Consider the following 22489-nt stretch of genomic DNA (forward strand, 5'->3'; position numbering starts at 1 on the left):
ATAACATGTTCGGCGTCATTTCCAGCTGCTCTGTAGAGCATGTAGAAAGTTCCGTTTTCGTACCATACTCCGGGATTACAAACTACAAGACTCTCCCAATCATTTGCCGGATTAGGCATAAGGACAGGATTTTTATCATACTTTTTCAACATCATAGTCGTAGCTTTTTATATTTTTAGTCGATTATTTTACATGTATAGGGTGAGCACAGTATAAAATACCATGATTGTATATATTAATATTTTGTTTTAAAATTTCCTCTGAGTTTCTATTTAAGACTTTGGTAAACAGTTATATGGAATCTGTCTTGTACATTGGGGTTAACCCAGGGAACGATATTGGTATAGAGAAGTAATATCATATTTTCTTTTCTGTCGATTATGTAATCCGTTCCATAAGCGCCACCCCATTTGACCGAACCTTCCGATACCATCGAACGTTTGAACCTGTTGAAGTCGGTCACTTCGAATCCCAGACTGAACGGGTGATTTTGAGGTATACCTGCCAACTGGTCTGTACACATCAATTCTACCGTTCTGCGTCCGAGTATGCGTCGGTTGTTAAACACCCCGCCATTCAATATCATCTGACAGAATCTTGCATAATCTTCTATAGTTCCGCATAGTCCGCCGCCGCCACCATTGTAAGGCTGGTCTGAGGCAAATGGAAATGTTTGTTCAAACGGGTCGGGGTTCAGTACATAGCGGGTAGAGTCATTCGTGCGCATGTAGCATTTTACCAGACGGCTGTATTTTTCCTTGGGCAGATGAAAATAAGTATCCTTCATTCCCAGAGGATCGAATATCCGTTCCTTCATTAGTGTACCGAGGCTTTTACCCGTGAGTACCTCTGCCAGATATCCAGCTATATCGGTACTGAAACCATAAGTAAATCTTTCTCCCGGATCGTGCATGAGCGGTACACGTGCCAACCGTTCCATTACTTCTTTCGATGTAGTAGGTTCAATATAATTTATTCCGCGTATATTTTCTCCGAAAGCATCATATCCGTAACCTGATGTATGTGTAAGTAAGTGACGGATGGTAATGCTACGACTGGCAGGGCGGGTAACCAGATTCCCTTCTTTAGCGCTTCCCGATACATAAACACGGGGATGTGCAAACATAGACAGGTATTTTTCGATAGGATCGTCCAGCATAAACCTGTTCTCTTCGAATAGCGTCATCAATACAGTGGTTGTAATAGCCTTTGTTTGTGATGCATTTCTGAAGATATCGTCTTTCTTTACAGTGACTTTCTTTTCGGCATCATTATAACCGTATGCCGAGAAGTGTATTATTTCCCCATCTTTAATCACCAGAGATAAGGCATTCGGCATTATTCCGTCGTTTACATATCCCGATAATAAAGTATCTATTTTTCTTAGGCGTTCTGTATCGAAGCCTATAGCATCGGGGTTACCTGCCTTCACAAATTCCTGTACTGTCTGGCTGATAGAAGTATTATAGAATAATATGATAAAAAGCAATGTTCCTACAAGTCTTTTCATAGTTGTAATCATTAATTAGCTCCGATATTAGGGCGGTCGTGTACAGATATTTTGTTTCCGAAGAAGTCCAGCCCTCCATTATGGTCTATCACGGCACCTGCGTTTATGGCAGGTGATTTCTTCTTCGGTTTATATCCTGACAGGGAATCCAGCCCTCGTTTGCCACTCCCCGGACTTTCCAGCATCGGGTCTTTTGTGATTTTATTTAGTTCCTTAGGTTCACTGGCAGGATGATTGCCCCAATAGATATTATTGGAAAAGATGCCACCTGTACCCGGAACCATGTATTCACCCGAACCGTAGTTGTAAATGATATTATTTTTAAATATCCATGGTGCATTTATGTTGCCTGCTTCATCCCATGTATGTTCTATGATCTTGGTATCCAGTCCTTCGGAAATATAGATCGTATTGTTATATATCTGCATGTTAGGCGGTACTCCGCCTGCAACCATGAATATACGCGTCTTATCGTTCTGACTGATATTGTAGCGGACAATGCTACCCGATGAATTGGATGCATCGATAAATAACATGAATCCCCCCTCATTGTCATGACTATAGTTGTATTGTACGATACAGTCGATAGCATCTATGTCGATATCGAATGCTGTACCATCGGCATTGCCTTCCAGCATATGCGTATTAAATGCTTCGTTGTATTGAATAATGCAATTACTGCCTCGTGTACACCAGATAGCAGCCGAGCCGTTGAACCCTCCGTCTTCGCGGAAAGAGCCACATCCGTCGGCTACATTGTATTCTATAATTGCTCCGTCACAGCCATAAGTGAGTATCCCGTCCGAATCTATATCCTTCACAGAGTTGTTCTTAATTCTTACTCCTGTGCTAGCCTCATCGTATTTGGCAAATATGTGGTCCCACACTACAATGCCCGTACGCCCTGTATTCTCTACCTTGTTTCCTTCGATTAATACATTACGGAATTTATCCGTTCCTTTCGAGCCGGTGACGTTTACGGCTATTCCTCCGAACTGGTGCGGATGAAAATCGTAGGCATAACGAAACGAGCTGGTGACATGGTGGACATAGTTGTCGAGGATATTTATATTCCGCAGTACACCGCCATTATCATTTTCTACAAGTATCCCGCCTCTATACACAAAACCTCTTTCGGGTGCGGGATTTGTCACTTCAAGTCCCTGAATAGTCCAATTAGACTGATTACGCAGATATACCGGAGCTTTTACTATTCCACCGCCATCTATTACGGGGCGTTCCCCTTCTCCGTATGAAGCTATTGTGATGGGCGCCTCGTCCGAGCCTGAACCTTTGGGAGCAAGCGAGCCTGACCATTTGGACCCGCATTTCAATAGAATACGGTCGCCCGGTTTGAACTCTTTATTATTGGCAATGCTGAATGTCTTCCATGCTCTATCGGGTGATAATCCGTCATGGCTGTCACTTCCCGACCGGCTATCGATATAATATATATTGTCCCCTTGTGCAAAGCAACATACGGAAAAAAGTACAAATAATAATATTCCTGATAATCTGCGCATAAGTTATTTTGTTGTATTTGATTCTCTTATATTGAACGAAGTGAAATATCTCAATTTTCAGAAGGGATTCTCCACTTCGTTCAGAATGACAATAATATTCACAATCTATTCCACATATGTAATCGATACCTCTCCTATCTGAGTTGCCCAGCTTTCAGCCGTATTATCCGCTACACGGATACCTATAAAGTTCACACCTTCAGGTAGAGCGCCATTCAGATTAATCATCGTTTTTTGCCAGCCTTCGGTCACGGCAGGATCGGTGTCGTAAGATACAGGTAGCTTTGAGTAGTTACTTAAATCTCCGCCTGTGAACGAGCCGTATATTTCTATCTTTTCCGGAGTCAGCGTAGGGTACCATACACAAAGATACATAGTTACGGTAATAGCTTTGATATTCGGATAATTATATATGATTATACCATCATCCAATGTTGTCCTTACTGCCCTTGAAGCATCTCCCCCGAAGAAATGAGGATTGCTGGTATCCAGATTCCAGTTTCCTGTATAATAGAATGCATAATTCCAGTCATTTAGCATATCGGTAAATTCGGATTCTCCCGATGCCATACCATTCGGTTCATGAGCGCCACGAGTAGGTTTTCCTCCTGAAGAAACGACATTACCCCAGAAGTCTTGTCCTCCGTTCTTTGGTATCTTAACCCCTGTATTGATTATAGGAGATGTTTCCTGCAATCTATAACCGTCCAGAGAGGCTATACCTAAAGTTCCGCTACCTACATTTACAAACTGAGGGTCGACTGTCAGCTTATCCGCATCGTTTGGCTCATTCTCAGGATGGTTTCCGTAATACAGGTTTCCTTCGAATACGCCGCCTGTTCCCGGAATCTGATAGCCTCCCGATCCCAGATTGTAAATGATATTGTTTTTGAATAACCACGGTGCATTTATATCTCCGCCATCGTCCCATGTGTGTTCAATTATTTTGGTAGTGGAGCCGCCAGGCAGGTATATTGTATTGTTGTATATCTGTGTATTAGGCGTAACCCCGCCCGCAATCATAAATATACGAGTCTTATCGTTTTGGCTGATATTGTAGCGGACAATGCTACCCGACGAATTGGACGCATCGACGAAGAGCATGAACCCGCCTTCATTGTCATGGCTGTAATTATATTGTACGATACAATTGATGGCATCCATATCTATGTCAAATCCTGTTCCGTCGTCATTGCCCGGGAGGGCTTTTGTATTATAAGCCTCGTTGTATTGTATGATGCAATCCCGCCCGCGTGTAGCCCAGATAGCAGCCGAACCGTTAAACTGATTGTCTTCGCGGTACGAACCGCAGCCATTAGCCACATTGTACTCTATAAGGGAGCCATTGCATCCGAATGTAAGAATACCATCGGAGTCTATGTCTTTTACCTTATTGTTGCGTATCACAACATTGGTAGAGGCTTCAGTATCTCCGGCAAAAATATTGTCCCATACTACAATTCCGGTACGTCCGGCTTTTTCCACTTCGTTGCCTTCTATCAGGACATTATCATACTTATCTGTGCCTGCCTGTCCGATTACATTGACCGCGATTCCCCCATACTGATGCGGATGGGATGCGCCTACATAACGGAAAGAACCGGAAACCTCATGCACATAGTTATTCAGGATTTTAATATTACTGATAGTACCTCCTCCATTATTTTCGACAAGTATTCCGCAACGATAAGTATCTCCACGCTCGGAAGCAAAATTTTTCAGTTCTAAACCTTGTATCACCCAGTTTGACTGATTGCTCAGGTAAACTGCAGCAAGTACTTCTCCCTGTCCGTCGATGACAGGTCTGTTTCCTTCACCATATGATCCCAAGACAATAGGATTGGCTGATGTACCACTGCCTTTTGGTGATAGTTGTCCGGTCCATAGACTTCCTCTTTTCAGTAGAACTTTGTTACCCGATTGTAACGACATGCGGTTCAGATTGTTGAATGTTTTCCATGCCGAAGTTTCGGATGTACCTTCATTGTAGTCATTACCTCCTTCCGAATCTATATAATAAGTTGCATTCGGTTCCGATGCCGTCGGGTAATTCACAAGCCTGTCGGCTATATCATTTGTGCAGGAAGCAAGGAAGAATATACCCAGGATGAAAAAGAGGATTGAATGAAGGTTCGTCTTTATTCTTTGTATTATTATAGTATTCATATTCAAAGTTTTTATGTTTTCTAGTTACTGTAATGCAACACAGCCTGATACATTAGCTGGTTAGCTTGTTCGGAAGCTTCCGGGGTTGTATTTTCTCCTGTATGGCCACCATTAGGAAGAATAAATAGGACATTGTCTACATTCGCTTGCACTAATCTGTCTCTCATTAGATTGGCTTGTCTTACAGGGACTATAGGATCTTTTTCTCCATGTATAAGAAGTGTGGGTTTGAAGTTTTTTCCATAATACGGGCTTGCATCAGCATATGCCGGATCTAGTGGCCAGAATAAATCATAAGGCTTGCCGGTAATGGTGGCTAATAGTCCTATCATCTCTGCCGGGTTTGGTCCTATAAGGCTCAGTTTGTCGTCCAGTTTTGTCGGAGCACCTAATGTCATTACCAGAGATACAGCATTTTGTATATCGTAATTATAAGCATATAGCAAAGCCAGGTGTCCACCGGCACTTCCGCCCCAGAATACAATTTTGGATGTGCGAATATTGTATTCTGCTGCATGGTTAAGTATCATTGCCATAGCGCTGCTTATATCCTCCATTATATGGGTGTAGTTGATTGTGCTGTCCGCCAGGCGATAATTTATATTGACAACGTTCATTCCATTGCCATAGCAGGCGTCTTTCATAAAACCGGCATCAGCTTTGTCTCCGGCAACCCATGCTCCACCATGTATCAGAACCACTAACGGGGTTTCTACAGTCCTGTTTTCTAAAAGATATATATCCATTACCTGTTGAGGATGTTCTCCATAAGCCACATTCAGCATTTCCACTGCAGAGTTGTTGGCAACTACTGCTGTTTTCGTATTCAATACATTATTGTCGAACGATTCTTCCATATCCCCTGAACAGGAATAAAATAAAAATATAAGGGGCAGGCAAACAATTATTATTACACTTTTGGTGAATATTGTATTCATAGCTATTATATTTAGAAGTAAAACACTTATCTACTATATCTTATAATCCACTGGTACATTGCCAGGTTTAGTCTTTCAGAAACTTCCTGTGGTGTATTCTCTCCGCCATGTCCGCCATTGGGCAAAATGACAAGGGTATCCACAATATTTTTTTGTTTGAGTAATTCACTCATCATTATAGATTGTTGTTTAGGTACAATGTCGTCTTTTTCTCCATGAATGAGGAAAGATGGTTTCAGATTCTTACCAAAATATGGGCTTGCATCCTTGTACGCTTCGTCCAACAATTCAGGGTCGTTATTCCACGGTTTTCCTGTAATCAGAGGAAGTAACCCCTGTATATCGCCGGGTTTGGCTCCTTTCATGCTTTCAGCATCGAAGCGGGTAGGAGCCCCCAAAGTTATCACGAGGGAAATAATGTCCCGGGTATCGTAATTATAGGCATATAACAGCGATAGATGAGCTCCGGCACTACCTCCCCAAAATATATACTTCGACTTGCGTATATTCCATTCACCGGCATGATCCAGAACATATGACATGGCACTGTCTATATCTGCCATCATCTCTTTGTAGTGAATCCCGGGAATACCCGGTGTGCCAAGACGATAATTTATATTCACTACATTTATCCCATTGGCAAAACAAGCATCTTTCATAAAACCGGCATCTTTCTTATCGCCGGCCATCCAGCCTCCACCATGTACCAGAACAACAAGCGGAGTTTCTACAGTCCTGTTTTCTGTCAGATAAATATCCATTGTCTGCAAGGAGTCACTGCCATAATGGACGTCCTGTAAGATCAACTGAGTCACGGGTTTCCTGCACCATGCCGACACTATAATAAGTGTCAGCAGGATAGGTAAAATATAAAATATGGTTTTCAGTCTCATCTTCATCGGTTTTTAGTATCCGGGATTATTGCTGCCCAAATTAGGGTTCTTTTCCAGTTCTCCCTGATTAATAGGCATCAAATAATGTTTTGAAAGGAATACTTGTTTTGGAAGCATATTCAATTCGAATCTCTCATACGTCTTCACTCCGTTATTGTCTTCTGTAATTTTCATCCCGTGGAAATATTTGTTATTCAATACTGATTCAGCCAATTTCCAACGTCTTAGATCCCAGAAGCGATGTCCTTCAAAAGCCAGTTCCACTTTCCGTTCTTGCACTATCCGTTCTTTCATTTGTGCCTGATTCAGCCCGGATGGTAATGCCGGCAGACCTGCACGTTCGCGAACGAGTCTCATGACTTCATATACAGATGCGTCAGGGCCATTGTTCGTTTCATTCTGAGCCTCGGCATAGTTGAGCAACACCTCTGCCAGCCTGATTTCTTTCCAACTGGTAATACTTCCTATAAAATTCAACTTTTCGAATGGTAACGTTTCGTCCAGGAATTTACGAATATAGTATCCCGAGTAAGTACGCTCTACGAGTCCAAGCCCATCATCAGGCATCAGGTATCCTGTTCTTATTACTTTGTTTTTGAAAACAGACCCATCCACAATGATACTTGCCTGTAAGCGTTTGTCTCTTCCCTCGTAAGGATTGGCCGCATGTGCGGGATTATTCCAGTCGAACGGTGTGCCGTCGAGCATTTCATAAGAATCTACAAGTTCCTGAGTAGGATTCGTTTGTGAACCCCATCCGTTGTCGATGCTCGGAGGCATGTAAAGGTTGTCACATGCATGCCCTTTGTTAACCCCGTCGAACATTACTTCGAAGATAACTTCCTTGTTCCCTCCATGAGATTGAAATAATGCATTATAATCGGGATCGAGTACAAATTGATTTTCTTCTATTACTTTATTGGAAAACAATGCAGATCTCGCATATCTTTCAGCAAAGAGCATTACCCGGCCATTAAGCGCCCATGCAGCTTCACGTGAAGCCCGGCCTTGTTCGGCTACAGTGATATCTTTAGCATAAGGCAATATATCTCCTATTTGTTCCAGTTCACTGTCGATAAAATCATAGATGTCCGATTTTGGAGTACGCGGAACCATCAATTCCTGTAGATTATCGAAATGCTGCAATTCCTTGATAAGTGGGACATCCCCATAGCGGCGTACCAGGTCGAAGTACATAAATGCCCTTACGAAGCGGGCTTCTGCCATTATTCTTGTCTTGAAATCTTCCGGTAGAGGGCTGTCATTTGTCAATCCGGCGATCAGATTATTGACTTTTCGAATAACCTCATAGCTTCTGCCCCATGTTTCCAGAGGATTATAAGATGCAGAGATAGTTCCCGGAATCATTACACCATTGCTTTCGTTCCATCCGGCAGGTGAACGCAGGAGGTCGGTGCTGCCGTCGAGCAGATCGGTAATTCCCATTCCTGAAAGGACATTTGCTCCGCCTTCTACGAACAGCCCGTAGCCACACGGCATATAACCGTATATTTTATATAGATATGCCTTTGTAAGTGCTTCATCTTTGAATACAGCATCATCCGAAATTATATCGAGAGGTTCCTTGTCCAAGTCCATACAAGCATTGGCCAAGAATAAAGAAAACACTGTAAAAACTGATAATATTATATATTTCATATTCATATTCGATTAAAATTCGACGTTAAAACCAAAATTGTATGTTTTCATCTGAGGATAGTAATATGCATTCCTGTCGGGATCGATATTTGGTGCTTCCGGATCGAAATCTTTCATCTTGGAGAATGTGAGCAGATTGTTTCCGGAAACAAATACCCTGAGATTCTGTATACCTATTTTCTTAAGGAAGTCTTTTTTGTCGAAAGTATAAGCCAGTTCAAAATTCTTCAGCCTCAAATATGTACCATCGTATAACCAGAATGATGATTTTTCGCGATTATTTTGTACTGTTCCTGCATACAGGCGTGGATATTTTGCATTCGGGTTATCTTCCGACCAGGAGTCTTTGAATATAGCTAACGCATTAGATTCAAGATTGAACGGATCCCACCTTAGATATTGGTCAAATCCTGTTGCACCCTGGAAATTCATTGTCAGATCGAAATTCTTATATGATAATCCGATATTCAATCCAAAGATTATTTCCGGTATCTCACTTTTTCCAATAAACTGCGCGTCTTTTCCATCAATCACACCGTCATTATAGAAGTCTTCATATTTTATATCTCCCACTTTGAGAGAGGTGTTGCCGCGTCCGTCCTGTATTGCCCAATTGTCTATCTCTTCCTGGCTATGGAACAGCCCCAATGCTTTATATCCGTAATTCTGATCGAACGGACGTCCTGTCAGTCGCTGATGCTCAAGTTTGTTTATGGCTTCATCCATAAATACAACTTTGCTTTTCGCATATGTTATATTACCTTCCACCATGAAGTTGAAATCACCGATTTTGTCTGTATAGCGAAGAATGGATTCGATACCATAGTTGTCCACTTTACCTATATTTTCGTCAGGCAGTGTTGCCCCAAACGATTGAGGAACGGATGCGCTTCTTGGTAATAAAATATCTCTGGTCTTTTTATAGAAATAGGTAAATTCTCCTGATATTTTTCCATTCAACAAGCTGAAATCCAAACCAACATCCGTATTGCTTGCTGTTTCCCATGTAATATTGGGATTGGCGATACCTGTATCATTTATTCCGGACTGGAAAGAACCTCCGATTACAGAACCAGAGTTGAATCTGTATCCTGACATAAATTGATAAGCAGCCACCCTGTCATTACCGAATTCTCCGTATGATGCCCGTAGTTTCAGATTATGCAATATCGCATTGTCTTTCAGAAAAGGTTCTTCGCTAATTCTCCATCCGGCTGAAACAGCAGGGAAGAAACCCCAGCGTTTACTTTTCGGGAAATTGTATGATCCGTCGTAACGGAAGTTGAACTGAAACAGGTATTTACCTAAATAGTTGTAGTTCAGACGCCCTACATATCCCTGTCTTACAGTCTCTCTGGCAAGTCCTCCATTATCTTTGTCCTTATCAGGGCCGGCAAATAGCTGATCTATGGCTGTTGATATATAGTTAACGCGTGATGCCTGTAAATCGCTGTATTTATATGATGATTCTTCAAACAGGAAGAGTGCAGAAATGTTATGTGCCTTATTGAATGTTGCATCATATGTCAGAGCAGCTTGTACCGTAAGTCTTTCGTCTTCAGCTGTACCTTCGTAAAGGCTTGTGCCTCCACCGGTTTTTCTTTTGGTATATGTATCTATTATCCTGTCATGTTGGTAAAATTCGTATGGCATAGTGAATGTTTTGGCTTTCGAAAACCAACGGTCATAAGAAAAACTGGCTCTTGCTTTCAATCCTTTCACAAAAGGTACATTATATACACCCTGTAATGTACTTTGGAATACGGAATTTTCAGTTTTACTATATCCCGAATTCTCGGCCTGGCCTATTGGAGAAACATTTTGCCCATTCGAGTTGAGTCCTCCTTTTTCCACACTGTCGGGCACATAAGGGCTTTCTGTCGGTTTAGAATTGATTATGGTTGAGAATAGGCCGTCTCCCACTGCGGACTGGCTTATTTTTTCATATCGGCCGGCTAAATCGAGTGATATACTGAAATCGTTCGTTATTTGAGTGTCTATGTTAGAACGGACCGTATATCTCTTGAATCCTGACAGATCATAAAGCCCGTCCTGATCGAGATAACCCAACGATGTGAAAAACTTAGTTGTTTTACTACCTCCGTTTACAGTCAGGCTGTGCTGTTGGATTCCTGTCCTTTTTTTCAGCGTTTCTTCCCACCAGTCTGTTGAAGGCATTGTACCGTTTTTGTACGCCTGAATCTCAGATTCGGTAAAACGCGGAGCATTGTTGTTGAAGTTATCCAATGCCAGATTCAGATATTTCGCATATTCGTAGGCATTCATCATCTCGGGGATGACAGTAGGGGTTTGAAATCCGAATGTTCCCGAATAATTAATCTTGGTCTTACCTTCGCTACCGCGCTTGGTAGTGACGATTATAACTCCGTTTGCTGCCCGTGCCCCATATACGGCTGCCGAGGCTGCGTCTTTGAGTACTGTAATACTTTCTATTTCATTGGGATCGAGCTTACTGATAGAGCGCTCTATTCCGTCAACAAGCAATAATGTGCCATTGTCTCCGAATGTACTTTTTCCCCTGATAAAGAAAGCAGGATCATCCAAGCCGGGTTTTCCTGTTTGCTGGGTAGTTATTACCCCTGTCATTTTCCCTGTCAAAGCGTTTGCCAGGTTCGGGGTCGGGGCTTTGAGCAATACATCACCCTTTACAGTGGAGACCGAACCTGTCATATCCACTTTTTTCTGTACTCCGTAACCTACAGTTACCACCTCTGCCAGCATTTCGGAAGAAGGTTCCATCACTACGTCGAGGATGTTCGTTGTTACGGTGCGTTCGATAGTAGTGAAACTAATATAAGAAAAAACGAGAATATCGCCTTTCTTCACCGTTATGGTATAATTACCATTTATATCGGTTGTGATTCCTCTATTTTGGCCTTTTACCGTGATTGTCACGCCTATAAGGCTCTCACCGTCCGATGAGGTTACATTACCTTTTAGCCCTATTTCTTGGGCAAGTATTTGTGCAACCGGAAAGACCAATAAAAACAAGATTAATAAGATTTTGTTCTTTTTCATAAAATAATCAGATTTATTAAATCGGTTAGCTTTTGTAATTTTTAAATATACCTAGGACATTTGAAACTTAGCTACCGCAAACATAGAATAGTATTTATATAAATTGTAATATAATACTGTCAAACCATTGTACTTTTTTGAAAGAAAATTCTTAAAATGAAATATTTGTTCTGATTATCAATCGTTTATATGTGTATATTATTTTTATAATTGATTATACTTTTTTGAATTATATCTCTATATTTGTAAAAAACTACTACCATGGAATACATACAAAGAGAGATTACGCCAATCAATGATGAGGACTTATTTATTGTCTTGAATCATCCTCATGCAAGGTTCGATTATGCAGCTCATTTTCATTCCGATTATGAAATTAACCTTGTGCTGAACAGCAGGGGGAAGAGAATTGTGGGCGATTGTGTAGCCGAGTACCGGGATCTTGACCTGGTAATGGTAGGTCCGAATATTCCCCATCGCTGGGTAAGTGAAGACGATAACGGGAATGCTCATGTGGTGACTATCCAGTTCCATAAGGAGACGCTGGAATATCCCATTATAAACAAGAAGATATTTCACCCGGTAAAAGAGTTGTTCACCAATTCATTTTACGGAATTGAATTCTCTGATGAGACCAAAGTGGCAATGAAAGACACTTTGCTCAACCTGTCACATAAGCAGGGTGTAGAGTCCGCTCTGGAATTCTTCAGGATACTCTATCTTTTATCTGTTTCTTCCAACCAGAAATTCCTGTTAGAAGGTAGTAGTAAGATGGACTTTGCCATCAGGGAATCGAAAAGCCGAAGGATCAATAAAGTGATAACATATATTCAGGAGCATTTTCAGGAGGATATTACGCTTTCGGCTGTTGCGGAAAGTGTGGGCATGTCGGAATCGGCATTCAGCCACTTTTTCAGGAAAAGGACCAACCGGAGTTTTATCGACTACCTGAATGATATCAGGATAGGTCATGCAGCAAAGGTCTTATACGAAACGACTCATACGATAGCAGAAGTATGCTATTCGTCAGGCTTCAATAACATCTCTAATTTCAACCGTATATTCAAAAGGAAAAAAGGGCAAACCCCGTCTGAATATAGAATGAATATTCAGAAGATAATGACAAAATTCTAGATACTTATTATCTCCACATCATATCCTATGAACAATCCGCTCTCAATAACTCCCGTTATTGACTTAATATCACGTTCCAAAGAACTTTCTATTGAGTCGAACCATGCATCGAGGATAAAGTTTCCGTTTTCTGTAATAACAGGCCCGTCTTTCCCTTTTGCCATCCTTAGTGATATATCGCGGGCGCCTAATGCTCTAAGTTCTTTTTCCGCATATAACAGGGAGGTTGGAAATACTTCGACAGGAACCGGGAATTTCGAACCTAATTGTGTGACAAATTTAGATTCATCTACAATAATATAAGTTTCGGTGCTGTTACGGATTAATAGTTTTTCCTTAAACATGGCTCCCCCTCGCCCTTTTATGAGGTTTCGCTCAGGGTCGACTTCATCTGCCCCGTCGAAAGTCCAGTCAGGCTTTTTGTCTAAAAGTGTAGTTTGAGGAATTCCCAATTGGATGCAGGTCATGGATATCTCCAGAGAAGAGGGAATGACCTGGATGTGTAAGTTGTCTTTTCTTATTCTTTCGGCAATGGCGATCAGAGCCAGATAAACGGTAGAACCTGAGCCCACTCCGATTATCTGTCCATCTTTCATTTTAGCTGCGATTTCCTTTGCAACCTTCTCTTTTCCTTCTTTATTGATAATGGTATCCGACCATTTCAACGAATTGACGATATTCTTTCCCCATTCCATCGCTGTCTGTCTTTGCAGTGTTTATCTCTGCATCTCTCTCAACTTTATTTTGGTCAGAACCTGTTTGGTATTTAGAGGGAAGTCTGCGTCCATCATCCATGCATAGAAACTCGGCTCTTTTTTCAAAACTTCGGCTACCGGTTTTCCTTTATGTTTACCAAAGTTGAAGACTTCTATCCCGTTCTCGTCTTTAATGATTCGTCCCGCCAGGTCAACATTGTTGTTGAAGAATGAAAACTCCTCGGCCAGTTTTTCCATATCGTTTGCCAGATCCGGATATTTGTCCAGTTGAGCTTTCAGTACTTCGAATGTGGCTAATGTATCGGCTTCAGCAGAATGCGCATCAGTAAGTTCCTTGTCACAATAGAATTTGTAAGCGGCTTCAAGGGTGCGTTGTTCTTTCTTATGGAAGATGATTTGTACATCTATCATTTTCCGTTTGCTGAAGTCTATATCCACTCCGGCGCGTAAGAATTCTTCTGCTAAAAGCGGGATATCGAAACGGCTCGAGTTGAATCCTGCCAAGTCACATCCTTCCATTTGGTCGGCAAGTGATTTTGCAATCTGTTTGAAAGTCGGACAGTCTTTTACATCTTCATCCGATATGCCGTGTACAGCAGTTGCCCCCGGAGGTATAGGCATTTCGGGGTTGAGTCTTTTGGTCTTTACTTCCTGCTTTCCGTTAGGGTATACTTTCAGATACGATATCTCCACTATCCGGTCTTTTACTGTATCGGTACCTGTGGTTTCGAGGTCAAAGAATACAAGCGGGTTTTTGAGGTTTAGTTCCATAAGCTTTCAAGAAAAAACTTTATCATTCCCCATTTTTTAGAATCAGAAGAATGATAAAGTCTATATATTTTGTATTTAAAATTCTGTCTTTAGTCGTTTAGCATCATTGGCATGAGCAACATCAGAAGGTCTTCATTCTCCTCATTCTCGGTAGGAATAATCAATCCTGCGCGTGAAGGGTCGGATAATTCGAGTGATATATCAGTTGACGGGATATTATTCAATATTTCAATCAGGAAGCTCGATTTGAATCCGATGTTCATAGGAGAACCTGTATATTCGCAGGCGATAGTCTCTTCGGCAGCTGTAGAGAAGTCGATGTCCTGAGCTGTTACTATGATATTTCTATCAGTCAGCTGAAGTTTAATAAGATTACTTGCCTGATTAGAGAATACAGATACGCGTTTCAGTGCATTCAGGAAAGCCTGCCGGTCCAGTATAACCTTGTTTGTATTATTCTGCGGGATAACAGAATTATAGTTTGGATAACGTCCTTCTATAAAGCGGCAAGTCATTGTATAGCTCGACATCTTTATATATGCATTATTTTCGTCAAACTTGATCTCTACTGTTTCAGCTTCTTTCGGTAGGATGGCCTTCAGTAAGTTGGCCGGTTTCTTTGGCAGAATGAAAGATGCTCTTTCGGCCCCCTTTGCTGATAATGTTTTGCACCGAACCAGTTTGTGACCGTCAGATGCTACGAAAGTCAGATCTTCAGGAGTAATATCGAAGAACACACCGTTCATCACAGGGCGAAGTTCATCGTCGGCACTGGCAAACAGTGTACGGTTGATCCCGGCAAACAGTACCTGTGGCTCAATAGTCAGGCTAACCGCAGTGTCTTTCAGCTCTTTAGGTTGCGGATAATCATCTCCGCTTTGTCCAATGAAATTGTACTTACCGTTGTGGAAGAAAATGAATGTTTCCAGATTGTCATTGTTTATCTCAAATGTAAGAGGTTGCTCAGGTAGTTCTTTCAGCGGGTCCAACAGGTTCTTCGCATTTACGGCAAACTTTCCGTTACCATCGGCTTCGTTTACTTCGAGGGAAGTAACCAGACGGGTTTCGGCATCGGCTGCAGTAAGAGTAAGAGTAGAACCTTCCAGTTCCAACAAGAAACAATCGAGAATAGGCAACGTGTTTTTTGAGTTGATGACCTTGCTTATCGCTTGCAAGTGACTTAATAAAGCAGTGCTGGAAACAACAAATTTCATATTATCAGTATGTTTTAGATTTTAAATTTCGCATATTATCAATAGAGCAAATGTAGGAATTTTTTCCAGTTATAACAATAGCTTTTTCGATATAACTGATATTTTATCCGTCAAATACTTATTCTCTGCAAAAAGAGGCAATTGCCTATAAAACATGCTTTTTATAATATAAAGCTGTTTACACTCCGCTAAATGCACTGAAGCCCCCGTCTACAGGCAATATTGCTCCGGTAATGAAACTGGCAGCATCACTACACAGAAACTGTACAGCCCCGTTAAGTTCCGTTATATCTCCAAAGCGTTTCATCGGGGTTTTAGCCAGTACTTTTTCGCTTCTTTCGGTCAGTGAACCATCGGGGTTGATGAGTACTGCACGATTTTGATTTCCAATGAAAAAGCCGGGGGCAATAGCATTGACTCTCACCTTATCTCCATATTTTAGAGCCATTTCTGTTGCAAGCCACTGTGTGAAATTACTGATGCCTGTTTTTGCCACAGAGTAGCCCGGTACGCGTGTGATGGCAGAATAGGCAGCCATTGATGTGATGTTGATAATATTCCCGCTTTTCTGTCCGGCCATAGCTTCTCCGAATACATAAGACGGGTAAACCGTCCCATTCAGATTCAGGTTGGTAACCTTTTCCCAGTCGGCTATTTTCATATCGAAGAAAGGTTGTTCGGGGGTCAGGGTAGCACCGGGTACATTTCCTCCTGCAACGTTTATCAGAACGTCGATTTTTCCATACATGGATAAAATACTTTCCCTGCTTCTTTCGAGTATGGCAAGGTCGAGTACATCCGAAACCAAAAATACAGCCTCACCTCCGGTGGCTTTTATTTCGTCAGCCAAAGCATTCCCTTTTTCTTCTGAGCGGCCTAATATGATTATGACAGCTCCTTGCGAAGCCATGTATTTTGCAATACTTGAACCCAGTACTCCGTATCCGCCCGTTACGATTGTTATCTTATCTTTAACACTAAAAAGTTCGTTCATATTCCAGCGTATATTTATCGTCATTGTTTATTCCTCTTCTTATCTCATCCTGTATTGTAGCTATCACTCCGTCCATCTGGGCAAGGGCGTACATACGTCCATAGAATGAATAGCCGGGATTGTAGCCTTTATTTCCGTCGCCGAGCATCAGTCGTCCGTGATCTACACGCATAGGCAGAGCAGGGTTTTCTTTTTCGAAGATACGCACCAGTTCTATCAAATGGCCACGGCCTTCAAGATGCGGGGCTTCTATAAAGTCTCCGTTCTGGAAAACATCTGTACTGCGCAGATGGATGAAACGTGTACGTGATGCAAATTTACGCGCCAACTCAGGAACATTGTTATGTATACCTGCACTAAGCGAACCCGCACAGAATGTAAGTCCGTTATAGGGATTGTCTACTGCATTGAGAATCCATTCTATATCCTCCATGCCTGTTACAATGCGGGGAAGCCCCAACATTTGGAAAGGAGGGTCGTCAGGATGAACGCACATGTTTATATTATACTCTTCGCAAACAGGCATCAACTGTGAAAGAAAATACTTCAGATTTTCTCTCAATGCATTTCTGTCTATGTTTTTATAGAGCGATAGCAGCTTCTTAAATATCGCGACAGGATCTCTGTCTCCTTCTTTGATATTCCCGTTTATGAAGCCTTGTGTCTTTACAATTATGGTATCTATCAATTGTTCCTTTTCTGCTTTGGTAATTGTCTTATCCAATGCATATACTTTCTCCATCTCCCCGGCAGAATAGTCTTTTACAGCTCCCTCCCGGTTAAGGATGAAACAGTCGAAGTAAGCAAAGTGTATTTTATTGAAATACAGTGAAGAAGTACCGTCCGCCCATGGGTATTGAAGATCGGTGCGTATCCAGTCGATAACGGGCATGAAATTGTAGCATACCGTATTTATACCTGCTTCTCCCAGATTAGCCAGACTTTCTATATAATTGGCGATCAATTGGTCGGATTCACTTCCTCCGTACTTTATGGCTTCGCTTACAGGCAGGCTTTCCACTACCGACCAGCGGAGGCCTGCGTCCTTAATGTAATTCTTCAAATCGTTTATTGCTTCCAATTGCCACACCTCTCCGTTTGGAATATCGTGCAGGGCTGTTACAATACCTTCAACTCCTATCTGTCTGAGCATAGACAGGGTTATCTTATCTTTTTTACCAAACCATCTCCAGGTCTTTTCCATATAATTTGAATTTCAAGATTTCAAAATTTGACTCCGTCGATTTTTAATTCATGTTTCAAGATTAATTCTTTACTTTTCACTCTTCACTCTTCACTCTTCATTTTAATTATGATGCTTCATATCCAGTTTAATCTTCTTCAGGTCTTCCAGTTCGTGTACCGGCCGTTCGATATCGTAAGGTATCTGCCGTTTAGAGAAGGTCTGGAAATAAAGCAGGCAGGCATCTTTCCACCATACAGCATCCCGGGCTTGTATCCTCAATTTCGATTGTATTTCCCTGAAACGTTGCTCATCAACATATTCTTCCATCTTGTCCCATAACTTCTGATAAGCTCTTACCTGCTGTACTCCCGAATCGTATTTATAACAAAGCTCGTCCCACAACGTTTTCCCGTTCTTCATCCTGTAATCCCATGGCACATGGTGGAACCATAGCAGGAGATTTTCGGGGCAAAGCGCGATATCATTATAGATATTATTCAATGGCGGGAAGTATTGTGATACGGCATTGCTTCCGCTTGTTGTACGGTCAAAACCTAGTCCTGTACTATCTGCATTATGATAATACCAAGGCATCCAGTCGGGACGGGCGCCGGGTACATCTCCCCAAGGTTCAGGCCCATAGTGGTGGCCGAACGCAAATATATGGTGCAGCCCCAGCGGCATCATGTAGTCTACGGTAGTTTCTCTCGATGACAGCATCATGTCTTTCACCGGATTCATAAAGTCCTTATTATTTGAAAAGGTCATTTTTATCCATTCGTCTGCTATTTGTTCCGAAGTCAATCGGTGATTCCATGCCAGACGTCCGAAGGCATACCAGTTGGCCTGTGCAAAATGATGCCCGCACCAGTTTGTATCTTCTCCTATATTTGCTACGGCAGATATCGCTGTTACTTTACCGGAACGTAATGTTCCGTCTGTTATCTTTGCAATGGTAGAGCCTTCCCCATCTGAATAGGTATCGCTGTCGAGCGTTTCTTTAAACATTGGCGAAAGATATACCAGATGATTGGAGAATCCGAGGTACTCCTGTGTTATCTGGAACTCAACCATTTCCTGTGTGTCGCGTAATGCTCCGAACAGAGGACTGAACGGTTCGCGTGGCTGAAAATCGACAGGCCCGTTTTTGATCTGTATTATTACATTATCCCGGAATTGTCCGTCCAGTGGTGTAAACTCCGAATATGCCTGTTTTGCTCTATCTTCATTGCTGGGATTGTAGACGAACGCTCGCCACATGACAATACCGCCATAAGGCTTCAGGGCGTCAGCCAGCATATTCGCCCCGTCGGCGTGGGTGCGGCCGTAATCCTGCGGGCCGGGAAGCCCTTCGGAATTGGCTTTGACGAGGAAACCGCCAAAGTCAGGTATCAGTTTGTAAATATCCTTTACTTTATTGTTCCACCATTTATTTACTGCCGGATTAAGCGGATCGGAATCAGATAAGCCTCCGAGTTCTTTTGGAGATGAAAAATTCACGGCAAGATACACTTTAAGCCCGTAGGGACGGAATACATCGGCTAATGCTTTTACTTTTGCCAGATAAGCACCCGTCAGTATTTCCGGCGTAGCATTCACGTTATTTAAGACAGTGGCGTTAATACCTATCGAAGCATTCGCCCGTGCATAAGCGTCGTATCGTGGCGACAGCGTATTGGGCAGTTCGTCCCACTTCCATAGTGAATACCCTGCATAGCCACGTTCTATGGTACGGTCGAGATTGTCCCAATGATTCAATATGCGTACTTTATATTTCGGGTTTTCTACAATATTCAGGTTGTCACTGAAGCTATCGGTCTGAACAAGGCGTAAAAAATGAAAGACTCCGTACAATATTCCTCTTTCTTCTGCAGAAGTAATTACAGTATAATTCCTGTTACCTTTTTTTACGGAACGTATTATAAAACCGTCGTCGGTGAGGTCTTTCAATTCTTTTCCCGTTAACAATGACCTGACGTTTTTACTGTTAGTAGTTCCTAGGACAATAGAGCCATCCTGTAATGTTGCCGAAGATATATCCTTTCCTGCAATCTCTTTCCAGGCTGAAGATAATTCACGGGACGCAATATCGAGCGTGGCTGATTTTTCATCTTTGACAATAGAGCTGAACGTGTTACCTTTTTCTTTTTGCATCCCTGTAAGAGGTTTGTATCTCAGCCATAGCCGGCTGCCGTCTTCTGCAAAAAGTAACAAAGGTAACACTAAAAATAAAAATAGATAAACGGTATATTTCATGTCTATATAGTCGCTAGGTTATATATTTGTTAAAAAGTAACACATGTAACAGCTTTTTCAGTTAACAGTCAACAGTTATCAGTTAANNCTTGTATCTCGTGTCTTGTCTACTCGTATCTCATATAACTTTCAACTTATTACTCAATACTTACTACTTGTTAAAAGGTAACAAAGGTTACACATATTTGTTACTTTTCATCTGTTACTTTTTCTATCAATCTTTTAATTTTTAAACATTGAATTATTAAATATGAATACAAAATATCAAAGAGCTGGCTATAGGCCAAAAGCTATTAGCCATACTCTATAGATAAATCATTTCTTCAATCCTTCAATTGTTTTTATGGTTCCGTCCGGATTATATTCCAGCTCTATGACTTTCATACTGCGGAGCCATGTCTTACCTCCCGATGGTACAGAATCGTGATGGAATAAATACCACTTACCCTTGTATTCTACGATACTATGGTGAGTAGTCCACCCGATAACGGGAGTGAGGATTACCCCTTTGTAAGTGAACGGCCCGTAAGGGTTGTCACCGATGGCATAGCAAAGGAAATGAGTGTCGCCTGTAGAATATGAGAAATAATACTTTCCATTGTATTTATGCATCCACGAAGCCTCAAAGAAGCGACGGTCTGTATTCCCCTGTGTTATTGGCCGTCCGTTTTCGTCCAGAATAACCACATCGCGGGGTTCTTCTGCAAACTCGAGCATATCATCTCTCAGCCGGGCTACTTTTCCACAAAGGGCTGGTTCATTATCTGCCGGGAAAGCAGCGGATTCCAACGCTTTATTATTACGATATCGTTGAAGCTGTCCGCCCCAGATGCCGCCGAAGTAGATGTAATATTCCCCGTTCTCTTCAAATACACACGGGTCGATGCTATAGCTTCCTTTAATCGGATTTTCCTGAGGAATGAACGGCCCATATGGCTTGTCGCTGATCGCTACTCCCAGACGGAAAATATCATTTTGGTCTTTCAGTGAAAAGTACAGATAATATTTACCGTCTTTGAATGCGACATCGCTGTCCCACAACTGGCGTCCCGACCACGGTATATTTTCTGCCGCCAGTACCACGCCATGATCTGTTATAGGCCCGTCCACTTCGTCGAGTGAGAATACATGATAATCTTTCATATTGAAATGGTCGCCGTTATCATTTTCGGGAATGCCGCTTTCCCAGTCATGGGAGGGGTATATATAGATTTTACCTTCGAATACATGTGCAGACGGGTCTGCCATATAGTCCTGCGGAAATAAATATTTTGCTTTTTTCATTGTTGTTGATTTTTTAAATTATTAGTAGACGAATTACAAGTTATACCATTTTTCACTTTTCACTTTTCACTTTTAGTTTATTAATTATTTCTTTCACAATCGGTTTTGCCTTGTATCGGCGGTCGAATAGTAATGGATAATCTGTTCGTCCCGGCATTGGGAAATCGTTCTTCCATGAATCTCCATCTGTAACGCCCCACAATGTGACACGTCCGATTTTATCACTATTATCTATAAACAGAGTGAAAAGGTCTTCCACCCGTTTATTCCAGGCAGAGGATATAGAGTCAGGTAAGCCGGTGGTATAGGGATTCATCTCCTGGCGGTAGGCTTCGGTATCTGCTATATTGGCCCCTATGTCCCGACGGGGAGAAGGCAATGCGCTTACATCCAGCTCCGTAATGAGAACTTCCACCCCTGCCGAAGAGTAAGCGTCGATAGCTGCCCGGTATTCATCCAGAGAAGGATGATTTATACCCAAATGTCCTTGCATCCCCACACCATCTATCCGAAGGCCTTTTTCTTTTAGTGAGTTTACTAGTTTGACAATCGCGTCACGCTTTCCGGCATGCCATTCGTTGTAATCATTGTAATAGAGTTCGGCCTCGGGATCGGCTGCATGGGCAAATTCGAAGGCGAGAGGTATAAAATCCTCACCTATGATTTTATAGAATTTGCTGTCGCGCCATGAACCATCATCCAGGATCGCCTCGTTCACTACATCCCAGCCTTTGATACGTCCTTTGTAGCGGCTTACAACGGTTGTTATATGGTTTCTCATCCGTTCTATGAGCACTTCTTTCGATACATCTATTCCCTTATCGTCCGTAAAGAACCAGCCCGGCGCCTGAGAATGCCATATTAGTGTGTGTCCGGTGATAAACATATTATTCTGTTCGCCGAATTCAACGAATTTATCGGCATCTTTGAAGTTAAATTCCCCTTCTACCGGCTGTATGTACATACTCTTCATACAGTTTTCGGCAACGATGGAGTTGAACTGCTCCTTTACAATCTTTACGGCAGCAGTGTCTTTTCCCCAGATCTGGTTTGTATTAAGGGCGGTCCCGATCAGGAATTTGTCTTTGACCGCCTCTCTTAGAGAGGGCTCTTTTACTTCATTCTCTTTCCTGTGTGGCGAACAGCTTACAATAGCGAACGCAATGCAAAGAGAGAGAACGGGTGTCAGTACTTTCATGATTTCTT

The 22489-nt window shown here is 42.1% G+C and carries 16 protein-coding genes and 1 pseudogene; 1 reads left to right on the forward strand and 16 read right to left on the reverse strand.

Annotation, left to right across the window (positions count from 1 at the left end):
• The 8 genes and pseudogenes from B3317_RS03000 to B3317_RS03035 all read right to left on the reverse strand — a co-directional run.
• A pseudogene (locus B3317_RS03000) lies at positions 1-155 on the reverse strand (glycosidase); the annotation flags it as partial.
• A gap of 113 nt (positions 156-268) precedes the next feature.
• Complete coding sequence (locus tag B3317_RS03005) at positions 269-1510, reverse strand: serine hydrolase domain-containing protein (RefSeq protein ID WP_291108501.1); 1242 nt, start codon at positions 1508-1510, stop codon at positions 269-271.
• A gap of 11 nt (positions 1511-1521) precedes the next feature.
• Positions 1522-3033 (reverse strand): right-handed parallel beta-helix repeat-containing protein, encoded by a 1512-nt coding sequence (locus tag B3317_RS03010; RefSeq protein ID WP_291108503.1) that lies wholly within the window; start codon positions 3031-3033, stop codon positions 1522-1524.
• Positions 3034-3138: 105 nt separating this feature from the next.
• On the reverse strand, positions 3139-5199 hold the full coding sequence (locus B3317_RS03015; RefSeq protein WP_291108504.1) for a right-handed parallel beta-helix repeat-containing protein: 2061 nt from the start codon (positions 5197-5199) through the stop codon (positions 3139-3141).
• A 20-nt stretch (positions 5200-5219) separates the two neighbouring features.
• Positions 5220-6137: an alpha/beta hydrolase gene (locus B3317_RS03020; protein WP_291108506.1), complete on the reverse strand. Its 918-nt coding sequence runs from the start codon at positions 6135-6137 to the stop codon at positions 5220-5222.
• A gap of 26 nt (positions 6138-6163) precedes the next feature.
• On the reverse strand, positions 6164-7030 hold the full coding sequence (locus B3317_RS03025; protein WP_291108508.1) for an alpha/beta hydrolase: 867 nt from the start codon (positions 7028-7030) through the stop codon (positions 6164-6166).
• Positions 7031-7042: 12 nt separating this feature from the next.
• The gene (locus B3317_RS03030) at positions 7043-8689 is read right to left on the reverse strand and encodes a RagB/SusD family nutrient uptake outer membrane protein (protein ID WP_291108510.1); all 1647 of its coding nucleotides are present in this window, start codon (positions 8687-8689) and stop codon (positions 7043-7045) included.
• A gap of 12 nt (positions 8690-8701) precedes the next feature.
• Positions 8702-11728 (reverse strand): SusC/RagA family TonB-linked outer membrane protein, encoded by a 3027-nt coding sequence (locus tag B3317_RS03035; RefSeq protein ID WP_291108512.1) that lies wholly within the window; start codon positions 11726-11728, stop codon positions 8702-8704.
• Positions 11729-11989: 261 nt separating this feature from the next.
• On the opposite strand from B3317_RS03035, the gene B3317_RS03040 reads away from it, so the two are divergent.
• Positions 11990-12862 (forward strand): AraC family transcriptional regulator, encoded by an 873-nt coding sequence (locus tag B3317_RS03040; RefSeq protein WP_291108514.1) that lies wholly within the window; start codon positions 11990-11992, stop codon positions 12860-12862.
• Here the strand turns inward: B3317_RS03040 and rpiA are convergent.
• From rpiA to B3317_RS03080, 8 genes are all read right to left on the reverse strand, one after another.
• Entirely contained in the window at positions 12859-13557 is a 699-nt protein-coding gene (gene rpiA / locus B3317_RS03045; RefSeq protein ID WP_291108516.1) for a ribose 5-phosphate isomerase A, read from the reverse strand. The two genes, B3317_RS03040 and rpiA, sit on opposite strands and share 4 nt — an antisense overlap.
• Positions 13558-13578: 21 nt before the next feature.
• Complete coding sequence (locus tag B3317_RS03050) at positions 13579-14349, reverse strand: 3'-5' exonuclease (protein WP_291108518.1); 771 nt, start codon at positions 14347-14349, stop codon at positions 13579-13581.
• Between the two features lie 89 nt (positions 14350-14438).
• Positions 14439-15563, reverse strand: coding sequence for a DNA polymerase III subunit beta (dnaN, locus tag B3317_RS03055; protein WP_291108520.1), 1125 nt, complete (start codon positions 15561-15563; stop codon positions 14439-14441).
• 178 nt (positions 15564-15741) lie between these two features.
• A complete protein-coding gene (locus B3317_RS03060; RefSeq protein WP_291108522.1) occupies positions 15742-16557 on the reverse strand; it encodes an SDR family oxidoreductase in 816 nt (271 codons plus the stop codon).
• The gene (gene uxuA / locus B3317_RS03065) at positions 16541-17761 is read right to left on the reverse strand and encodes a mannonate dehydratase (protein WP_291108524.1); all 1221 of its coding nucleotides are present in this window, start codon (positions 17759-17761) and stop codon (positions 16541-16543) included. The genes B3317_RS03060 and uxuA overlap by 17 nt, the downstream gene beginning before the upstream one ends.
• 102 nt (positions 17762-17863) lie before the next feature.
• A complete protein-coding gene (locus B3317_RS03070) occupies positions 17864-19999 on the reverse strand; it encodes an alpha-glucuronidase family glycosyl hydrolase (RefSeq protein ID WP_291108526.1) in 2136 nt (711 codons plus the stop codon).
• A 315-nt stretch (positions 20000-20314) separates the two neighbouring features.
• Positions 20315-21283 (reverse strand): glycoside hydrolase family 43 protein, encoded by a 969-nt coding sequence (locus B3317_RS03075; RefSeq protein ID WP_291108528.1) that lies wholly within the window; start codon positions 21281-21283, stop codon positions 20315-20317.
• Positions 21284-21335: 52 nt separating this feature from the next.
• Positions 21336-22481: an endo-1,4-beta-xylanase gene (locus tag B3317_RS03080; protein ID WP_291108530.1), complete on the reverse strand. Its 1146-nt coding sequence runs from the start codon at positions 22479-22481 to the stop codon at positions 21336-21338.
• Positions 22482-22489 lie beyond the last annotated feature (8 nt).

The organism is Dysgonomonas sp. UBA7710 (genome assembly GCF_002482385.1).
Lineage (GTDB): Bacteria > Bacteroidota > Bacteroidia > Bacteroidales > Dysgonomonadaceae > Dysgonomonas.

Coding starts and splice junctions, on each gene's coding strand:
- B3317_RS03005 (WP_291108501.1), bottom strand. CDS start 1,510: ATGAAAAGACTTGTAGGAACATTGCTTTTTATCATATTATTCTATAAT.
- B3317_RS03010 (WP_291108503.1), bottom strand. CDS start 3,033: ATGCGCAGATTATCAGGAATATTATTATTTGTACTTTTTTCCGTATGT.
- B3317_RS03015 (WP_291108504.1), bottom strand. CDS start 5,199: ATGAATACTATAATAATACAAAGAATAAAGACGAACCTTCATTCAATC.
- B3317_RS03020 (WP_291108506.1), bottom strand. CDS start 6,137: ATGAATACAATATTCACCAAAAGTGTAATAATAATTGTTTGCCTGCCC.
- B3317_RS03025 (WP_291108508.1), bottom strand. CDS start 7,030: ATGAGACTGAAAACCATATTTTATATTTTACCTATCCTGCTGACACTT.
- B3317_RS03030 (WP_291108510.1), bottom strand. CDS start 8,689: ATGAAATATATAATATTATCAGTTTTTACAGTGTTTTCTTTATTCTTG.
- B3317_RS03035 (WP_291108512.1), bottom strand. CDS start 11,728: ATGAAAAAGAACAAAATCTTATTAATCTTGTTTTTATTGGTCTTTCCG.
- B3317_RS03040 (WP_291108514.1), top strand. CDS start 11,990: ATGGAATACATACAAAGAGAGATTACGCCAATCAATGATGAGGACTTA.
- rpiA (WP_291108516.1), bottom strand. CDS start 13,557: ATGGAATGGGGAAAGAATATCGTCAATTCGTTGAAATGGTCGGATACC.
- B3317_RS03050 (WP_291108518.1), bottom strand. CDS start 14,349: ATGGAACTAAACCTCAAAAACCCGCTTGTATTCTTTGACCTCGAAACC.
- dnaN (WP_291108520.1), bottom strand. CDS start 15,563: ATGAAATTTGTTGTTTCCAGCACTGCTTTATTAAGTCACTTGCAAGCG.
- B3317_RS03060 (WP_291108522.1), bottom strand. CDS start 16,557: ATGAACGAACTTTTTAGTGTTAAAGATAAGATAACAATCGTAACGGGC.
- uxuA (WP_291108524.1), bottom strand. CDS start 17,761: ATGGAAAAGACCTGGAGATGGTTTGGTAAAAAAGATAAGATAACCCTG.
- B3317_RS03070 (WP_291108526.1), bottom strand. CDS start 19,999: ATGAAATATACCGTTTATCTATTTTTATTTTTAGTGTTACCTTTGTTA.
- B3317_RS03075 (WP_291108528.1), bottom strand. CDS start 21,283: ATGAAAAAAGCAAAATATTTATTTCCGCAGGACTATATGGCAGACCCG.
- B3317_RS03080 (WP_291108530.1), bottom strand. CDS start 22,481: ATGAAAGTACTGACACCCGTTCTCTCTCTTTGCATTGCGTTCGCTATT.